This window comes from Burkholderia sp. BKH01, assembly GCF_025685725.1.
Classification (GTDB): Bacteria; Pseudomonadota; Gammaproteobacteria; order Burkholderiales; family Burkholderiaceae; genus Burkholderia; species Burkholderia pyrrocinia_C.
On record NZ_JAOTQT010000024.1, the window covers coordinates 44,324 to 63,416 of the forward strand.

Here is a 19,093-nt window from a genome sequence, read left to right on the forward strand (position 1 = left end):
ACGGGATCAAGCGCGGGGCCGACGCGTCGGCCGCGTGCGGGTGCGGCGCGGCCGGCGTCGGCGTTCAGGCAGGCAACGCGGCGGCGGCCGGTTCGGCTTCGGAGCCGTGGTGCGCAACCGGCAGCGGCGCGGCGGCGCGCCACAGCAGGTCGAAGGTGCGCACGTCGTCGTGCCCGGCGAGTGCGGCGGCCACGCGGCGTGTCGCGGCCGCGTCGCTGCCTTCGATCAGCACGAGCGCGTCGGCGGCCGGGCGGGCGGCCGCATCGGCGCCGATCGGCGCGGACAGCTCGGGCGCGGTGCGGAAGAGCCGCGCGGCGTGGATGCCCGGTTCCCGCAGCGCGGCGTCGAAGCGCTCGCGCAGTTGCAGCACGTCGATGCGTTCCGGCGGCAGCACGAACAGTGCGAGATGCGCGCCTTCGCCGTCGCCGGCCTCGATCGTCAGTTCGCCGACGCGCCGCTGCGTGCCCGTCATGCGCTCGAAGTTCGCGAGCGACCACGCGGTCTGCTGCGTGAACGCGCGCCGGTATGCGTCGCTACGGAACACATCGAGCGCGTCGGTCACGTACAGCGCGAGGTACTGGCGCGGACCGCCATCGTTCGCGCGAAAGCGCCGCGCATGCGTGAAGCCGGGAATCGCGACACGTTCCTGCATGTGCTCGCGGTCGTACCACGCGTTGAAATCGGCTTCGTGCGCGGGGTCGATATCCGTCCAGACGCAAAGCTGGCCGTGCGGAAGGGAAATGCGGGTCATCGCGGGGTTCCTCGTGACGGGGGTGTGTCAGGAACCGCAGTTTCCCGAAGACGGGCCGCGCCCGTCCAACAAGAAAACAAATTCGCGGTGAACAGGTTTTCTTATGAGCGGCGCGGGCGGCGTTTTGCCGGGGCGGCGGCGGGCGGCGCGGATTTCGCCGCGCGCTTCGCAGTTGCCTTCGTAGTTGTCTTTGTTTCTATTTTGGCCGCCGTACGGGCGGGCGATGCGTCGACGGGTTCGGGGCTGGCCGGTGCGACCGGCTTCGCGATGCTCGCGGCGGCCGCCATTGCGCGTGCGACTTCGCTTGCCAGTTCCGCGATGCGCGCGGCGACCGGCAGGCCCTGGCTGCGGTACGTCGCGACGAGCGGCAGCGCGGGGAATTCGGGTTCGACGTCGAGCAGTTCGAGCGTGCCTTCGTGCAGCTCGCGCCCGATGATCGCGGGCGGCAGCGCGGCCACGCCGAGGCCGTCGGCGACGAGCCGGATCATCGCGGCGACCGACGTGATGCAGTTGATGCTGGCCGGCCGCTCGACGGCCGCGAACAGCCGCTCGATCGTCGCGTGCGGCCCCGAGTGGCGCGAGAAGCTGATGATCGGAAATTCGGCCAGGCGCGCGACGTCGAGCGGCTGGCCGCCGAGCCCGAGGCGCGGGCTCGCGGCCCAGCGCACCGGGAATTCGCACAGCGGCAGGTTCGTGAAGTCGGGGCCCGGCACCGGGTCGGTCTGCAGGATCAGGTCGACGCCGTCGGTGCTGAGCAGGCGGATCAGGTGCAGCGTCGTGTCGCTCGTGATCTCGACGTCGAGCCGCGGATAGCGCTCGCGCAGCTGCGCCATCAGCGCCGGGAACCAGCTGTGCACGATCGATTCGATCACGCCGATGCGGATCAGGCCGGCATCGCTCGCTGCGTCGATGTCGCGCCGCATTTCGCTGTCGAGCCGCACGATCCGCTCCGCATAGGCCAGCATGCGGCGGCCCGCCGGCGTGAGCGTGGCCGAGCGCGTGTTGCGGTCGAACAGGCGCACGTCGAATGCTTCTTCGAGCGACGCGATGCGGCTTGATACCGCAGCTTGTGTCGTGTGCAGTTTTTCAGCGGTCAGCCGGAAGTTTTCCAGCTTCGCGAGCCAGACGAAGGTTTCAAGAAACCGGATGTTCATCGAGGTCGGAACGGTGAGGTGGCGCCGGGAGGGGCACGCGGTCGGTCGATGGTAGCGGATTTTCGGCGCGGGAAACGAGCGGGCGGTGCGGCGCACGTGCCGCAGCGGGCGTCGGAGTTCCCGAGGACGTTGCACGGAACGCCGCCCGCAGCGATGCGTCACGCGGGCAGCGTGCCCCCTCGCATCAAAGCTTGTCGAACGCGAGCGTCGGCACGTCGACGATCATCGCACCGCCGTCCGCGACGAGCGTCGCGCCGGTCACGAACGACGCATCGGGCGACGCGAGGAACGCGCACACGGCCGCGATTTCGTCCGGATCGGCCGCGCGCCGCAGCGGCACGTCGGCGCTGACGCGTGCATACGCATCGTCGAGCGTGTCGCCATGCGCGGCCATCAGCGGTTCCATTTCCGCGTCGGCCATCGGCGTGCGGACCCAGCCCGGGCACACGGCGTTCGCACGCACGCCGTGCGGCCCGTAGTCGCGCGCGAGCGACCGCACGAGCCCGAGCAGCGCGTGCTTGCCGACCGTATAGCCGCACACGCCGGGCCCGGCCGCGAGCGCCGCGATCGACGCGACCAGCACGATGCTGCCGCGCTGCGCGATCAGGTCGGGCAGGCACGCACGCGCGCTGACGAACGCGGTATCGAGGTTCGCGTGTATTGCGTCGCGCCACTGCGCGTCGCCGGTTTCGTCCGCACGGCCGATGCCGTGCCCGCCCGCGCACGCGACGAGCGCGTCGACGCGGCCGAAGCGTTCGGCGATCCGCGGCATGAAGCCGGCCCAGTCGGCGGTGCTCGCGGCGTCGCCGGCGAGCGCGAGGCCGCCCGTCTCGGCGGCCAGCGCGTCGAGCGGCGCCTGACGCCGCCCGATCAGCACGATGCGGTCGCCGCGGCCGGCGAAGCGGCGCGCGCATGCGGCGCCGATGCCGGTGCCAGCGCCGGTGATGGCGATCGTGCGGGGTTGCGGGTGCGTCATGTCGTTCTCCGGAAGGGGGGCGTTTCCGGCCACTTTAGGCGGTGCGGGCGAGCGCCGATATCAGCCGAAAGGATGAACGCGAATGAGGGATGACAATCGGCGGTGACACAACGCCGCACGGCGAGGCGCTCGCGTTGCCGCCGTTCCGGATCCGGGGCGAGCGTGCAATCGCCCGCCGGTGGCGCCGACTGATATTCGGACGCCAGGCCAGTCCGGAATCCGGACGTCCGCGCGGTGCGCTACCTGCACGAAGAGCCGCTCCATCCGATGAGCGCCCCGCCTGGCTTGGCCGGGGCGCGCCGACCGGCCGGATCCGCCGAATGGCACGGTTGTTGCCTCCTTGCAGATGAGCCGACGTCTGGGGTCGAACGATGACCTCGCTCGAACCGGAACGCGGCTCATCACGACTTCAATCATTGGAGACATCACCATGGAAGGACTTTCGCAAGTCCAGGTCTTGGGCATCGACGCGGGCGGCACGATGACCGACACCTTCTTCGTGCGCGAGGACGGACGGTTTGTCGTCGGCAAGGCGCAAAGCAATCCGGAGGATGAGTCACTCGCGATCTTCAACTCGTCGCAGGACGCGCTCGCGCATTGGCAACGCGACGTCGACGACGTCTATCCGGAACTCGTCACCTGCGTGTATTCCGGCACTGCGATGCTCAACCGCGTCGTGCAGCGCAAGGGGCTCGACGTCGGGTTGCTCGTCAACAAGGGCTTCGAGCACGTGCACCTGATGGGGCGGGCGATCCAGAGCTACCTCGGGTACGCGCTCGAAGAGCGGATCCACCTGAATACGCACCGCTACGACGAGCCGCTCGTGCCGTTGTCGCGAACGCGCGGTGTCACCGAGCGTACCGACGTCCAGGGCGAGATCGTCATTCCGCTGCGGGAACACGAAGTGCGGCAGGCCACGCGGGAGCTCGTCGCCGCCGGCGCGAAAGCGATCGTCATTTGTTTTCTCCAGTCGCACAAGAACGCGGCGAGCGAGCGCCAGGCGCGGGACATCGTGCGCGACGAGCTGGCTGCGCGCGGCGTCAATCTCCCGGTGTTCGCATCGGTCGACTACTACCCGCAGCGCAAGGAAAGCCACCGGATGAACACGACGGTGCTCGAAGCGTATGCGGCCGAGCCGTCGCGGCAGACGCTCAGGAAAGTCAGCGACCGCTTCCGCAAGCACGGCGCGAAATTCGACCTGCGCGTGATGGCGACGCACGGCGGCACGATCAGCTGGAAAGCGAAGGAGCTGGCGCGCACCATCGTGTCGGGGCCGATCGGCGGCGTGATCGGCTCGAAGCTCCTCGGCGAGGCACTCGGCTACGACAACATCGCATGCTCGGACATCGGCGGCACGTCGTTCGACATGGCGCTCATCACGAAGGGCAAATTCGCGATCGCGTCCGACCCGGACATGGCGCGCCTCGTGCTGTCGCTGCCGCTCGTCACGATGGATTCGGTCGGCGCGGGCGCCGGCAGCTTCGTGCGGCTCGATCCGTACAGCGGGGCCATCAAGCTCGGGCCGGACAGCGCCGGCTATCGCGTCGGCACGTGCTGGCCCGACAGCGGCCTGACGACGGTGTCCGTGTCCGATTGCCATGTCGTGCTCGGTTACCTGAATCCTGACAACTTCCTCGGCGGCCAGATCAAGCTCGACGTGAATCGCGCCCGCGAGCACATTCGCGTGCAGATCGCCGAGCCGCTCGGACTCTCCGTGGAGGATGCGGCGGCCGGCGTGATCGAGCTGCTCGACCTGCAACTGCGCGAATACCTGCGCTCGAACGTCAGCGCGAAAGGCTACAACCCGACCGAATTCGTGTGCTTCTCGTATGGCGGCGCGGGGCCGGTGCATACGTATGGCTACACCGAAGGTCTCGGCTTCAAGGATGTTGTCGTGCCGGCATGGGCGGCGGGCTTCTCGGCCTTCGGCTGCGCGTGCGCGGATTTCGAGTATCGCTACGACAAGAGCGTCGATCTCGCGCTGCCGCAGCTCGCGTCCGACGCCGAGAAGGCGCGGGCCGCGCAGACGATCCAGAAGGCATGGGCCGAACTGACAGCCAAGGTGATCGACGAGTTTCGCATCAACGGCTTCAGCGAGCGTGACGTGATCCTGCGGCCAGGCTTCCGGATGCAGTACATGGGCCAGCTCAACGACCTCGAAATCGAATCGCCGATCGCGGGCGCATCCGGTGCGGACGACTGGGACAAGATCGTGACGGCCTTCGAAGACACCTACGGCCGCGTGTACGCGAGCTCCGCGCGCTCGCCGGAGCTGGGCTTCTCGGTCACGGGCGCGATCATGCGCGGCATGGTCGTCACGCAGAAACCCGTCTTGCCGGAAGACCCTGTCGCCGGCCCAACGCCGCCGACGGACGCGCGTGTCGGCACGCGGCGTCTGTATCGGCACAAGCAGTGGCATGACGCGACGATCTGGCGAATGGAGTCGCTCAAGCCGGGCAACGAGATCGCGGGGCCCGCGATCATCGAATCCGACGCGACGACGTTCGTCGTCCCGAAGGGCTTCGCCACCACGCTCGACAAGCACCGCCTCTTCCATCTCAGGGAAGTCAAGTAAGGAGACATGCGATGAACATGATGTCCAGCCAGGAAGTCGGCTTCGCCGATCTGCTGAAGAACGGCCAGACGCTCAAGCAGTTTCGCGACGGCATTCTCGAGCGCACCGCGCAAACCGGCCATTACAACGGTCTCGAACGGCTCGAGCTGCGCGAGCGCGATCCGATCCGCTACGAGAAGATGTTTTCGAAGCTGCGCGGCGGCCTCGTGCATGCGCGCGAAACGGCCAAGAAGATTGCCGCGAGCCCGATCGTCGAGCAGGAAGGGGAGCTGTGCTTCACGCTCTACAACGCGGCGGGCGACTGCGTGCTCACGTCGACCGGGATCATCATCCACGTCGGCACGATGGGCGCGGCGATCAAGTACATGATCGAGAACAACTGGGAAGCCAATCCGGGCATTCAGCCCGGCGACATGTTCACCAACAACGACTGCTCGATCGGCAACGTCCACCCGTGCGACATCGCGACGATCGTGCCGATTTTCGCGCACGGCAAGCTGGTCGGCTGGGTCGGCGGCGTCACGCACGTGATCGATACCGGCGCGGTGACGCCGGGCTCGATGTCGACGGGCCAGGTGCAGCGTTTCGGCGACGGGTACATGATCACGTGCCGCAAGACAGGGGTGAACGACACGCCGCTGCGCGACTGGCTGCACGAGAGCCAGCGATCGGTTCGTACGCCGAAGTACTGGATTCTCGACGAGCGCACGCGTATCGCCGGCTGCCACATGATTCGCGACCTGATCGAGGAAGTGATCGACGAGGAGGGCATCGACGCGTACGAGGAATTCAGCTACGAGGTGATCGAGGAAGGGCGGCGCGGCCTGCAGACGCGCATCAAGGCGATGACGCTGCCGGGCAAGTATCGCAAGGTCGCGTTCGTCGACGTGCCGTACAACCATCCGGACGTGCAGACGTCGTCGGCGTTTGCGAAGCTCGACTCGATCATGCATTCGCCGGTCGAGATGGAGATCCGCAAGGACGGCTCGTGGCGTCTCGATTTCGAAGGCGCGAGCCGCTGGGGCTGGCACTCGTACAACGCGCACCAGGTCGCGTTCACGAGCGGCATCTGGGTGATGATGACGCAGACGCTGGTGCCGACGCAGCGCATCAACGACGGCGCGTATTTCGGCACTGAATTCCACCTGCCCAAGGGCGCGTGGATGAACCCGGACGACCGCCGCACCGGGCACGCTTATGCGTGGCACTTCCTGGTGTCGGGCTGGAGCGCGATGTGGCGCGCGCTGTCGCAGGCGTACTTCAGCCGCGGCTATCTCGAGGAAGTCAACGCGGGGAACGCCAACACGTCGAATTGGCTGCAGGGCGGCGGGATCAACCAGGACGGCGACATCCATGCGGTGAACAGCTTCGAGGCCTCGTCGTGCGGCACCGGCGCGTGCGCGATCAAGGACGGCCTGAATCACGCGGCCGCGATCTGGAACCCCGAAGGCGACATGGGCGACATCGAGATCTGGGAGATGGCCGAGCCGCTGCTATACCTCGGCCGCAACGTGAAGTCGAATTCGGGCGGCTACGGCAAGTACCGCGGCGGGTGCGGATTCGAGACGCTGCGCATGGTCTGGAAGGCGCAGGACTGGACGATGTTCTTCATGGGCAACGGCTACATGAACAGCGACTGGGGCCTGATGGGCGGCTACCCGCCCGCCACCGGCTATCGCTTCGAAGCGCATCGCACGGGTATCCAGGAACGCATCGCGCTCGGCGAAAGCCTGCCGCTCGGCGGCGATACGAATCCGGACCTGCCGGATTACGAAAACCACCTGAACGCCGGCGCGGTCGTCAAGCGCGACCAGCAATGCATGACCACGGAGGACTGCTACAGCAACTACGATCTCTACCTGAACTACCTGCGCGGCGGCCCTGGCTTCGGCGATCCGCTCGACCGCGAGATCGACGCGATCGAACGCGATCTCAACAATGCGGTGCTGCTGCCCGAATACGCGCAGAAGGTCTACGGGGCGGTCGCGACGCGGGATACCAACGGCATCTGGACGGTCGACGCGCAAGCGACCGCGCTGCAGCGCATCGAGATCCGCAACGCGCGTCTCGCGCGCTCGCAACCGACCCGCGAATGGATGAAGGGCGAGCGCGAGCGGATCCTGCTCAAGCACGCGTCGACCCAGGTGCAGCACATGTTCGCGACGAGCTTCGGCCTGTCGACGAAATTCGAGCAGCAGTTCCGCGCGTTCTGGGAGCTGCCGGATACGTGGACGCTCACCGAGGACGAGCTCGACGTGCCGACCTACGGCTCGAAATTCCGCATGGACCTGTCGAAGATGCCCGACGTCAATACGGTGGTGCTGGTCGAGGAGTAAGCCGGACCCTGCACACTATCACCCACATGGAGGACTGGAGATGTCTACCTACACCAAGGAACAGATCAGGAACATGGTCGACGGCAAGCTCGACTGGGACACGACGTTGCGCATGCTGTCGATGCCGAAGGACGGCGAGCGCTTCCGGATGTATGTCGATGCGCTGCAGCAGAAGCTCGGCTGGAAGGACCGCATCGTGCTGCCGCTCGGCCCGCACCTGTACATCGTGCAGCAATGGGCGACGAAGCACTGGGTCACACAGTGCGACTGCGGCCACGTGTTCTGCGATTACCGCGACAACTGGAAGCTGCACGCGAACATCTTCGTGCGCGAATCCGAAGAGGCGATGGACGAGGTCTATCCACGCCTGATGGCGCCCGACACGCAATGGCAGGTCTACCGCGAATACTACTGCCCGACCTGCGGCGCGATGCACGACGTCGAGGCGCCTACGCCGTGGTACCCGGTCATTCACGACTTCGAGCCCGACATCGATGCGTTCTACGCGGAATGGGTGAAGCTGCCGGTTCCGGAGCGCGTGCAATGATCTGATGTTTGAGGCTGCCTGCGGGGCCCGGCTTATGCCGGCCTTGTTTCTGCCTCGTCCGCGGGAAGCGTTCGATTTCCGGCCGTTCGATTTTCGAACGGCCGGTTTCTTTTCGGCCATCGGTTCCCGGCGGCGTGCCGGGCCGCGCGACGCCGTGCGGGCGCGCGTTGGCTGGCGCGCGCATTGCTTGCGGTGGTGGGTGACCCGACGGCCGTCGAGGCGCCGGGACGGAGTACGATAGTCGCTACGCTCGCCGCCGGCTGCGGTCGGGCGCCCCACATAGTCGACAAAAAGGCCGCTGCGACGGCCTTGCGGTTCGTGCCGTCACGAAACCGCCAGGAGACAGACATGCAACAGAGAGGCACGCCGATGGACTGGTTTCCCAGTCCACACCATGACGCGAGCATCATGGCCGCATGGGAGCATCTGGTGACAGGCAGCGAGTGGCGCTCGCCCGACGTACGCGGCGTGGTCGACGATTCGTGGCAGCGCTGTCTCGTCAGTCGCGTCGATCCCGGCGTCGACCGCGCGCCGCCGCCGCTCGACGAAGACGGGCTCGTGCAGTGGCGCACGTCGAACGGTCGCCTCGTCGATGCCAGCCTGCCGCTGATGCAGCAGACCCGGGATTTCCTTTCGCAGACGGGCACGGTGATGCTGCTGGCCGATCCGAGCGGGATGATCCTCCAGCAGGAGGGCGACATGCGGATCGTCGAGCCTGCGCGCGAGGTCGGCCTCATTCCGGGCTGCGAGTGGACCGAACTGAATTGCGGCACCAATGCGATCGGCACCGCACTTGCGCTCAGGCAGCCGGTGCAGATCCATGGCGCGGAGCACTTTTGCGCGGGCATCAAGCGCTGGACCTGCTCGGCCACCGTCATCCAGGATCCGCGTGACGGGCACGTATTGGGCGTGATCGACATTTCGGGGCTCGCGCAGACCTACAACCCATACAGCCTTGCGCTCGCAGTGTCGCTTGCGGGCCGTATCGAAAGCCGGCTCGCGAAGGAGGGCATGGCGCGCCGCCTGAGCCTGCTTGACCGCTGCGCGTCACGCTTCGGTGCGTCTTCCGCCGATGCGGTGATCGTCGTCGACGAGCGCGGCCGACTCGTCAAGGCCAACGCGCAGGTCGTTCCGGTGTTGCGCCGGCTCGGATTCGATATCCGGTGCGACGCGGCGTTCGCGCTGCCCGAACTCGAGCACTACGCGGGCGACGGCCGCCTGCCGGCAAGTGCGCCGGCATGGCTGTCGCGCAGCCACATCGAAACCGTGCGGGACGGCGCGGATGTGCTCGGCTACATGATCGTGACGCCGGGCATCGCGAATCCCCGCGGGGCCGTCCCGATCGCGCGCGGACGGGAACGGCACGGCAGCGAGCCGCGAGGGTTCGAGCGCATCGTCGGCGACAGCGCCGCATTGCGGGAAGCCGTGAATCGTGCGCGCCAGCTCGCGCCATCCAGGGTGCCGGTGCTGCTGCTCGGCGACACCGGCGTCGGCAAGGAGCTGTTCGCGCAGGGTATCCACCAGGCGAGCGATCGCGCCGACGGTCCGTTCGTTGCGCTCAACTGCGGCGGGTTGTCGAGAGACCTTCTTGCCAGCGAGTTGTTCGGCTACGCGGAAGGCGCATTTACCGGCGCACGCAAGTCCGGTGCGGCGGGCAAGATCGAAGCGGCCGATGGCGGCACGCTGTTTCTCGACGAGATCGGGGAAATGCCGCTCGACATCCAGCCGCATCTGCTGCGCGTGCTGGAGGAGAGCGAGATCTACCGCCTCGGCGAGAATACGCCGCGCAGGGTGAATTTCCGGCTGGTCGCGGCCACGCACCGGGATCTGAAGGACGCCGTCGCGAAAGGCCAGTTCCGGATGGATCTGTACTACCGGATCGCGGTCACGACTGTGTCGATTCCGAGCTTGCGCGAGCGCGGCGAGGATCTGCCGGCGCTGATTGCGCATTGGCTCGGGCATCTGTGCGAGTCCTATGGCCTCTCCCCGAGGTCGTTCGACGACGATGCGTATGCGTGCCTGTTGCGCTATCCGTGGCCCGGCAATGTGCGTGAACTGCGGAACGCGATCGAGGGGGCGCTGCTGCTGTCGGACAGCCCGGTGATCAAGGCCGACAAGCTGCCTGCCGAGATCGGCGCGGGGGCGTCGATCGACGCATTCGCCGCTCGGCCCGCCGACACGCTCGCGCCGGATGCGGGCGACTCGTTGAAGAAGGCCGAGGCGGAATCGATCCGCCGTGCGCTTGTGCGTCATGCCGGCAACCTGACGAAGGCGGCGAGTCAGCTCGGCATCGCGAAGAGCACGCTCTATGAAAAGATCCGCAAGTATCGCTTGCTCGACGCAGTGAGCGACGGCCGGGGGCGCGCGAAGTAAGTCGCGGCTGGCCTGCCCGCGCGGCGGGCGGGCCAGCTGGTTTTCCGCTCTGGCCATCTCGCCCTCCCGGGCCGCGCGTGCCGTCATTTTGCAAAAAATGACGATGTCGCCGGGCCGGTCGCTCTATGCTCCATATTTTTTGCGATAAGACGCCAGGGTCGGCAAAATGGCGCGTGCGCCAGCTTGTCATCCGGGTGCCGCGTGCGTCGTGTATCGACAGGTCTGAACGGGTCTACACGACTGGCCGGGCGGTGCCGCCGTGCGATAACGAGCCTGACGCTGCCCGCCGCAATGGGAATCAATCGCCTGCCGGGGGCTGTCCGGTCAGCACAACGACAAGGAAGGGAGAGCCGGCAATGAGGCTGGACGACGAAAGAGAAAGCATGAACGTCGAGGATCGCCGGGGCGCCGGCGGTTTCGGCGGCGGGCGCGGCGCGACGATCGGCATCGGCACGATCGTGGTTGCGCTGGCCGCGTCGTATTTCTTCGGGATCGACCCGCGCGTGGTGCTCGAAGGCGCATCGGCGCTGCAGGGCCGCCAGCAGCAGGCGCAGCCCGCGCCGGCGCAGCGCCAGGGCGCGCCGGCGAACGATCCGGGCTCGGTGTTTACGCGCAAGGTGCTCGGCAATATCGAGCGCACGTGGACGGGCGTGTTCAACACGCAGCTGCATGCGCAGTACGAGCCGCCGAAGCTCGTGATGTTCACGAACTCGACGCCGACTGCATGCGGCACGGGCCAGACGGCGATGGGGCCGTTCTACTGTCCGGCCGACCGCAAGGTCTATATCGATCTCGGCTTCTACGACGAGTTGCGCAAGCGCTTCGGCGCCGGAGGCGATTTCGCGCAGGCTTATGTGATCGCGCACGAAGTCGGCCATCACGTGCAGAACCTGCTCGGTATTTCCGACAAGGTCGACGCCGCACGCAGGCGTTCGAGCCAGGCGCGCTCGAACGCGCTGTCGGTGCGGATGGAACTGCAGGCCGACTGCTTCGCCGGCGTGTGGGCGAACAACGCGCAGCGTGCGAACCAGCGGCTGATGGAACCCGGCGATTTCGAGCAGGGGCTGAAGGCGGCGGCCGCGATCGGCGACGATCGCCTGCAGCAGCAAGGGCAGGGTTATGTCGTGCCGGAAAGCTTCACGCACGGCAGCAGCGACCAGCGCGTGTACTGGCTGCGGCGCGGGATGCAGGCGGGCGAGGTGAGCGCCTGCGATACGTTCGCCGCGAACGCACGCTGACGGAAGGCGCGCGCCGTCGCGCGCCCGCATTGTCCCTGCCACACCGGCTACACCGGCTACACCGGCTACACCGGCCGAATCCGCCGAACCGGGACGATTTGCCGATTTGCGCTCACCGGCGCTTTTCGGCGCCGGTAGGCTGGCCCGAACTTCGACGCGTTCGCCCGCCAGCCGATTCCACCATGCCGACCCCATCCGTTCCCGCCGACCAGGGCGCCGCCGACTGGCAACGCGCGCTGCGCGCGTGCGTGGACGCGTTCGACGCGTTCGCGAGCCCGTCCGCGATCGTGTTCTACCGGCTCGACCAGAGCGGCGAACCGGCCGATTTCGAACTGTTCGGGATGCCGGAGTCGATGCATCGCACCTATGTCGCGCGCTACAGGATGCTCGATCCGCTGCATCCGTCGCGTTGCGCGGCAGGGGAATGCGCGGTCGTCACGCTCGCTTCCCAATTGCCTGACGAAAGGCGCGAGGCGTCCGCGTACTGGACCCGTTTCCTGCGGCGGCACGATGTGGCGGACGTCGTCGAGATCTGGTTGCGCGACGCGGGCCGCACGGTCGGTGCGTTTTCGTTGCTGCGCTTCGGGATGGGTGAAGCGATCGGCGGTGTGGCTGGAAATAGCACGGCGGGCCGGTTCGCGCCGGGCGAGATCGATGCGCTCGCGCGGCTGCAGCCTGTCGTCGAAGCCGCGCTGAGCCCGCTGCTGCGCACGCGGCGCGGGATTCACCGGATCGGCTGCGAGGAACGGCTGACCTATCGCGAGGAACAGATCGCGCGCCTCGTGCGCGACGGCCGCTCGAACAAGGAGATCGCGCGCGATCTCGCGCTCGGCCAACCGACCGTCAAGACGCACCTGATGCGCATGTACCGCAAGCTCGGCGTGTCGAATCGCACCGAGCTGGTCGGGGCGCTGTTCCTGTGATTCAGCGGATAATCGCGGTCCGGATATCGAACCTTTCGCGATCGCGGATTCATGAATACCAAATCACTGCTGGCCGCGTTGCTCGTCTCGTTGGGTTCCGCCACGGCCTTCGCGCAAGACAGCGACCACGACGCCTGCATCGTGCTGCAACCGACCCGGATTTCCACCGACGACGTCGGTCATGCCGGTGACTATCCGGGCGACGGCTGGCTCGGACTGGCACCGGACGGGAACCGCTGGACGCTCGCGCCGGCACGCATCCGGTTCGAACCGACGCAGCCGGACGACGAGGCAGTCGACATCACGTCCGACCTGAAAAAAGCCATTGCGCTGTTTCATTGCAAACCGCTCAGGAAGGGCAGGGTCGACGCGGCGAATCTGGCGTTCCAGAACGACGGAACGACGATCGAACCCGGCGTCAGACCGCTGCGTTTCGGTTTTCACGGCCGCCAGTACGATCTGCGCCACACCGCATCCGGTTCGGTGATTGCCGAAGGTGGCGGCAAGCGCTCGGTCCTGCATGACTTCGGCGGCAGCACGCCGCCGTTCCGCGCGTCGCTGATATGGGCGGGCGATCTCGATCGCGACGGGCGGCCGGACTTCCTGATGAAATTCGAAAGCGAGATCGGCGCCGGCTTCTGCCTGTTCACGTCGGGCGATGCAAAGGAAAACGAACTGGTCGGGCCCGCGAGCTGCATGGACGTCAGCGGCTGACCGCCAATTGACTCGAATACCGGCTGACTGAATACGCCGACGGGTCGTTCATCCCCATTCAGCGCGTCCCCCGCGTCTGCCCTGTCGTCTCCGGCGCACACCGCCGTTTCCCCCACGCGCTGCCAATTTGCGCTCACCGAGCGCGATCCCTCGTCGATACAGTGGTCCGACGCCCGCGTGCCCACGCGCACGCGGTCCAGCCACGACAATCCTCGAGACGCCCATGAGCAACACGAACTTCGTCGCCGTCAGCGACACCGTGCGCACCTTCGTTGCGCGCGATTTCGGCCTCTTCATCGACGGTGAAATGCAGCCCGCGCACGCGGTTGCGCGGCTCGACGTGTACGACCCCGCGACGGCCGAGCGGCTCGCAACGGTCGCGGATGCCGACGAGCACGACGTCGACCGCGCGGTCGCCAGCGCGAAGCACGCGTTCGACACGCGCGTGTGGAGCGGCCTGCGTCCGGCCGACCGCGAACGCATCCTGCTGAAACTCGCCGACCTGATCGAACGCGACGCCGAAACGCTCGCGCAGCTCGAAACGCTGAACCAGGGCAAGTCGATCCACGTGTCGCGCGCGATCGAGGTCGGCGCAAGCGTCGAATACGTGCGCTACATGGCCGGCTGGGCGACCAAGATTACCGGCCAGACGCTCGACGTGTCGATCCCGTTCCCGCCAGGCACGCGCTATACGGCCTATACGCGCAAGGAGCCCGTCGGCGTGGTCGCCGCGATCGTGCCGTGGAATTTCCCGCTGATGATCGCGGTGTGGAAGCTGATTCCCGCGCTCGCGGCCGGCTGCACGATCGTGCTGAAGCCGTCGCCGGAAACGCCGCTCACCGCGCTGCGCCTCGCCGAACTCGCGCGCGAAGCCGGCGTGCCGCCCGGCGCGTTCAACGTCGTCACGGGCGGCCGCACGTGCGGCGCCGCGCTCGCGAGCCACCCGTCGATCGCGAAGATCTCGTTCACCGGCTCGACCGCGACCGGCAAGCTGGTCGGCGCGGCCGCCGTGCAGAACATGACGCGCTTCTCGCTCGAACTCGGCGGCAAGAACCCGATCGTGATGCTCGACGACATCGACGTCGCGCAGGCGCTCGACGGCGTCGCCGCCGGCGCGTTCTTCAACCAGGGGCAGGTGTGCGCGGCCGCGTCGCGTATCTACGTGCATCGCAGCAAGTTCGCGCAGCTCGCGGACGGCCTCGCGGGCGTCGCGCAGTCGATGAAGCTCGGCGCGGGCCTCGACACGACCGCGCAGATCAACCCGCTCGTCTCCGCGCACCATCGCGACAAGGTCGTCCAGCACATCGAAGGCGCGCGCCGCGCCGGCCTCACGTTTCTCGCGGGCGGCACGCCGGCCGACGACCTGCCCGGCTATTTCGTGAAGCCGGCCGTGATCGCCGATCCGCATCCGGACAGCGCGATCGTGCGCGACGAGGTGTTCGGCCCGGTGATCGTCGTCGTGCCGTTCGACGACGCGGCCGACGCCGTGCGCCTCGCGAACGCGTCGCCGTACGGCCTCGCCGCGAGCATCTGGAGCAACGACCTGAAGTGCGTGATGAACCTCGTGCCGCAGATCGAAGCCGGCACCGTGTGGGTGAACTGCCATATCCCGCTCGATCCGTCGATGCCGTTCGGCGGCTACAAGCAATCGGGCATCGGCCGCGAGTTCGGCCAGTACGCGATCGAAGGCTTCACCGAAACCAAATCCGTCTGCATCGCGCACTGACGCGCGGCGCGAACCTCGAACCCGAACGACCCAGGTTCAAACGATCCGACAGTGGAGACTGCAATGAGCTACAACGAAGCGAAATTCTGGCACCCGATGGTGCACCCGAACGAAATGAAGCAGCGCAAGCCGATCCGCATCGTGCGCGGCGACGGCTGCTACGTGTTCGACGAACAGGGCCGAAAGCTCGTCGACGGCGTCGCGGGCCTGTGGAACGTGAACGTCGGCCACAACCGCAAGGAAGTGAAGGACGCGATCGTGCGCCAGCTCGACGAGCTCGAATACTTCCAGCTGTTCGACGGGATCTCGCATCCGCGCGCGGAAGAGCTGTCGAAGAAGGTGATCGACATGCTCGAACCGGAAGGGATGCGCCGCGTGTTGTACAGCTCGGGCGGCTCCGACGCGATCGAGACCGCGCTGAAGATCGCGCGCCAGTACTGGAAGGTGCGCGGCCAGGCCGATCGTACGAAGTTCATCTCGCTGAAGCAGGGTTATCACGGCACGCACTTCGGCGGCGCGTCGGTGAACGGCAACACGGTGTTCCGCCGCAACTACGAGCCGAACCTGCCCGGCTGCTTCCATGTCGAGACGCCGTGGCTGTATCGCAACCCGTTCACGCAGGATCCGGAGGAACTCGGCCGGATCTGCGCGGAAATGCTCGAGCGCGAGATCCAGTTCCAGAGCCCCGACACGGTTGCCGCGTTCATCGCGGAGCCGATCCAGGGCGCGGGCGGCGTGATCGTGCCGCCGGCCAACTACTGGCCGCTCGTGCGCGAGGTGTGCGATCGCTACGGCGTACTGCTGATCGCCGACGAGGTCGTGACGGGCTTTGGCCGCAGCGGCAGCATGTTCGGCAGCCGCGGCTGGGGCGTGCGCCCGGACATCATGTGTCTTGCGAAGGGGATCTCGTCGGGCTACGTACCGCTCGGGGCGACGGTCGTGAACGCGCGGATCGAGGACGCGTTCGCCGCGAATGCGGACTTCGGCGGCGCGATCATGCACGGCTACACGTATGCGGGCCACCCGGTCGCGTGCGCGGCCGCGATCGCGAGCCTCGACATCGTCGTGAAGGAAGACCTGCCGGCGAATGCGGCGAAGCAGGGCGCGTATCTGCTCGAAGCGCTGCAGCCGTTCGCGGAACGCTTCGCGTCGGTCGGCGAGGTGCGCGGCAAGGGGCTGATGCTCGCGCTCGACCTCGTCGCGAACAAAGCGACGCGCGAGCCGATCGACCCGCTGTCCGGTTATGCGAACGCGGTCGCGGAAGTCGCGCGCGAGAACGGCGTGCTGGTGCGGCCGGTCGGCACGAAGATCATCCTGTCGCCGCCGCTCGTGATCCAGCGCGAACAGCTCGACCGGATCGTCGACGCGCTCGCGGCGGGCTTCGAGGCCGTGCCGTTCGCGTGACGGCAGGAGGGCATGACGGCATGAGCGCGTGACCGCAAACCGGCGGCGGGGGGCCTGGCCGTCGCCGCCGCCGCCGGTTTGCCGATTTGCGCTATGACCGGATTATTTTGCCTGCGTATTTTTTCGACATCGGATCAAGTGTGATCGACAGGAGACCCGGGTGCCGAAGCGCTGAAGCGCCGCCCCCGGGCCGATCGTGAAGCATGCGACTGGAGCACGGGCCGAAGCGCCGGCACCGGTCGACAAACGAAGGAGACAAAGATGTCGGGATGGTCGGGAGTTACCGGCGCCGCGGGCGATACGTCCGCCGGCACGCCGGCCGAAGCGGGCGGCGGCACGGCGCTGAAGGTGGGCGCGGTCGGCTTTCCGACCGCGCTGGCGAGCGCCGTCGGCCTCATCATGGCAAGCCCGGTGATCCTCACCGCGACGTCGGGCTTCGGGATGGGCGGCTGGGCGTTCGCGGTCGCGATGATCATCGCGTTCGTGATGATGCAGGCGCAGGCGACCACGTTCTCCGAAGCCGCCGCGATGCTGCCGACGGCCGGCTCGGTTTACGATTACCTGTCGTGCGGGCTGGGCCGCTTCTGGGCGATCACCGGCACGATTTCCGCGTATTTCCTCGTGCACGTGTTCGCCGGCACGGCGGAGACGATCCTGAGCGGCATCATGGCGCTCGTCAATTTCGAATCGCTGAACGCCGCGTTCGAGAAGCACAACAGCTCCTGGCTCGTCGGCGTCGGCCTCGTAATCACGTTCGCGATCACCAACATCATCGGCATCAAGGTGTTCAGCAAGCTCGAGATCGTGCTGACGGCCGGCATGTGGCTGTCGCTGATGATCTTCGGGATCCTCGGGCTCGCGGCCGCGCCGGCCGTGCACCTCGACGGCTGGTTCGGCGGCTCGGAAGTCGGCACGTCGGTGCCGGCCGTGCTGTCGCTGGTCGGGATGGCGATGTTCATGTTCGTCGGCTGCGAGTTCGTCACGCCGCTCGCGCCGGAAATGAAAGCGCCGGGCCGCACGATCCCGCGTGCGATGACGATCGGCCTCGTCGGCGTCGCGATCTGCATGTTCCTGTACGGCGCCGCGATCCGCCGCCAGGTCGCGAACGTGCCCGTGAGCCCCGACGGCCTCACGCACCTGCTCGACACGCCGGGCGCGATTCCCGCGTTCGCGCTGCAGGTGCTCGGCCCGTTCGGCCGCATCTGGTTCGGCATCGCATTCCTGTTCGCGGGCGCCGCCACGATCAACACGCTGATGGCCGGGCTGCCGCGCATCCTGTACGGGATGGCGATCGACGGCGCGCTGCCGCGCTGCTTCGCGTACCTGCATCCGCGCTTCAAGACGCCGGTGGTCGGCATCGTCGCGGCGGCGGTCGTGCCGATCTTCCATGCATGGCTGATCAACGGCAATCTCGACAGCATCCTGCACCTCGTGCTCGCCGCGACCTGCGCGTGGGGCACCGCGTACCTGCTCGTCACCGCGTCGGTCGTGATGCTGCGCATCCGCCGCCCGGACCTGCCGCGCCCGTACCGTTCGCCGCTGTTCCCGCTGCCGCAGATCGTGTCGAGCGTCGGCATCGTGCTCGCGATCTGGTACATCACGCCGCCCGGCATGAACGCGCGCGACATCTACGTGCCGTTCGGCGCGATGCTCGGGCTTACCGCGCTGTACGCGCTGTTCTGGACGCTGGTCGTGCAGCGCCGGCATCCGTTCAAGCCGGTGCCGGTCGAGGAAGTGCTGCGCAACGAGCACGTCGCATCGTGAAGGCCGCGCTCGCCCGGTGGCGCGCGGCGCCCGATGCGCCGCCGCCCGGCCACCGGCCCGGCGCGATCGCCGCGCGCGTGCTCGCCGACCTGCATGCCGTGCGCGATACCGATGGTGTGGGCAGTCCGACGGTAAGGCTACCGAACGGCGTGTGCGTAAACGTCGAAGAGCACGTCGAGCGCCAGCTCCTGATGCATACGGTCAGCGTGAAGGTGGCGGTGACCGTATGCGGCCCGGCCGCGCAGGGCCGCGCGCGCGTGCGGCAGACCGGCTGGCTGCGCCGCACGGGCATCGATGCGATACCCGCGCCGGAATGCGACTCCGGATTCGTCGATACGGTGGCTGCGCTGGTCGCAGAGCCGTCGCTGGCCGACGCGCTGCGGCCGCTGCACCTGACCGACTGCGCGGTCGACGCGCGCGACGGCCGCTGGACGCTCGCGATCGTGCCGTTCGGCGGCAGCGAGGTCGTGAACCGGATGCCGTCGTTTCGACGCTACGTTCGGCTGACCGGTGAGCAGGCTGCTGCGTTGTCGGCGGCCTGTCTTGCATTCGAAACGGCACTGCGCAGGTTTTTGCGCGGGTAAGCTGTGGCGTTGCGGCGGGGCGAACGCC

At 67.5% G+C, this 19,093-nt stretch carries 14 protein-coding genes; 11 read left to right on the plus strand and 3 right to left on the minus strand.

What is annotated here, in order from left to right; all coding sequences use genetic code 11:
* Nucleotides 1-64: 64 nt before the first annotated feature.
* From OEJ37_RS27205 to OEJ37_RS27215, 3 genes are all read right to left on the minus strand, one after another.
* Entirely contained in the window at nt 65-751 is a 687-nt protein-coding gene (locus OEJ37_RS27205; RefSeq protein ID WP_263347343.1) for a DUF4286 family protein, read from the minus strand.
* Between the two features lie 101 nt (nt 752-852).
* On the minus strand, nt 853-1,905 hold the full coding sequence (locus tag OEJ37_RS27210; RefSeq protein WP_263347345.1) for a LysR family transcriptional regulator: 1,053 nt from the start codon (nt 1,903-1,905) through the stop codon (nt 853-855).
* A gap of 184 nt (nt 1,906-2,089) precedes the next feature.
* Nucleotides 2,090-2,881, minus strand: coding sequence for an SDR family NAD(P)-dependent oxidoreductase (locus OEJ37_RS27215; RefSeq protein WP_263347347.1), 792 nt, complete (start codon nt 2,879-2,881; stop codon nt 2,090-2,092).
* A gap of 430 nt (nt 2,882-3,311) precedes the next feature.
* On the opposite strand from OEJ37_RS27215, the gene OEJ37_RS27220 reads away from it, so the two are divergent.
* From OEJ37_RS27220 to OEJ37_RS27270, 11 genes are all read left to right on the plus strand, one after another.
* Nucleotides 3,312-5,456 carry a hydantoinase/oxoprolinase family protein gene (locus tag OEJ37_RS27220; protein WP_263347349.1) on the plus strand — a complete coding sequence of 715 codons (2,145 nt, stop codon included), beginning with the start codon at nt 3,312-3,314 and terminating at the stop codon, nt 5,454-5,456.
* A gap of 11 nt (nt 5,457-5,467) precedes the next feature.
* Entirely contained in the window at nt 5,468-7,792 is a 2,325-nt protein-coding gene (locus OEJ37_RS27225; RefSeq protein WP_263347351.1) for a hydantoinase B/oxoprolinase family protein, read from the plus strand.
* A gap of 40 nt (nt 7,793-7,832) precedes the next feature.
* Nucleotides 7,833-8,339 carry an acetone carboxylase subunit gamma gene (locus OEJ37_RS27230; RefSeq protein ID WP_034180969.1) on the plus strand — a complete coding sequence of 169 codons (507 nt, stop codon included), beginning with the start codon at nt 7,833-7,835 and terminating at the stop codon, nt 8,337-8,339.
* 348 nt (nt 8,340-8,687) lie between these two features.
* A complete protein-coding gene (locus OEJ37_RS27235; RefSeq protein WP_263347355.1) occupies nt 8,688-10,712 on the plus strand; it encodes a sigma-54-dependent Fis family transcriptional regulator in 2,025 nt (674 codons plus the stop codon).
* A 356-nt stretch (nt 10,713-11,068) separates the two neighbouring features.
* Nucleotides 11,069-11,950 (plus strand): neutral zinc metallopeptidase, encoded by an 882-nt coding sequence (locus OEJ37_RS27240; protein ID WP_174420754.1) that lies wholly within the window; start codon nt 11,069-11,071, stop codon nt 11,948-11,950.
* 182 nt (nt 11,951-12,132) lie between these two features.
* Nucleotides 12,133-12,873, plus strand: a complete 741-nt coding sequence (locus OEJ37_RS27245; protein WP_263347360.1) for a response regulator transcription factor — start codon at nt 12,133-12,135, stop codon at nt 12,871-12,873.
* Nucleotides 12,874-12,924: 51 nt separating this feature from the next.
* Complete coding sequence (locus tag OEJ37_RS27250) at nt 12,925-13,587, plus strand: hypothetical protein (protein ID WP_263347362.1); 663 nt, start codon at nt 12,925-12,927, stop codon at nt 13,585-13,587.
* A 223-nt stretch (nt 13,588-13,810) separates the two neighbouring features.
* Entirely contained in the window at nt 13,811-15,313 is a 1,503-nt protein-coding gene (locus OEJ37_RS27255; protein WP_263347364.1) for an aldehyde dehydrogenase family protein, read from the plus strand.
* A gap of 63 nt (nt 15,314-15,376) precedes the next feature.
* A complete protein-coding gene (locus OEJ37_RS27260; protein ID WP_175946861.1) occupies nt 15,377-16,717 on the plus strand; it encodes an aspartate aminotransferase family protein in 1,341 nt (446 codons plus the stop codon).
* A 261-nt stretch (nt 16,718-16,978) separates the two neighbouring features.
* Nucleotides 16,979-18,481 carry an APC family permease gene (locus OEJ37_RS27265; protein WP_263347369.1) on the plus strand — a complete coding sequence of 501 codons (1,503 nt, stop codon included), beginning with the start codon at nt 16,979-16,981 and terminating at the stop codon, nt 18,479-18,481.
* Nucleotides 18,478-19,065, plus strand: a complete 588-nt coding sequence (locus OEJ37_RS27270) for a DUF3156 family protein (RefSeq protein ID WP_263347371.1) — start codon at nt 18,478-18,480, stop codon at nt 19,063-19,065. The genes OEJ37_RS27265 and OEJ37_RS27270 overlap by 4 nt, the downstream gene beginning before the upstream one ends.
* Nucleotides 19,066-19,093 lie beyond the last annotated feature (28 nt).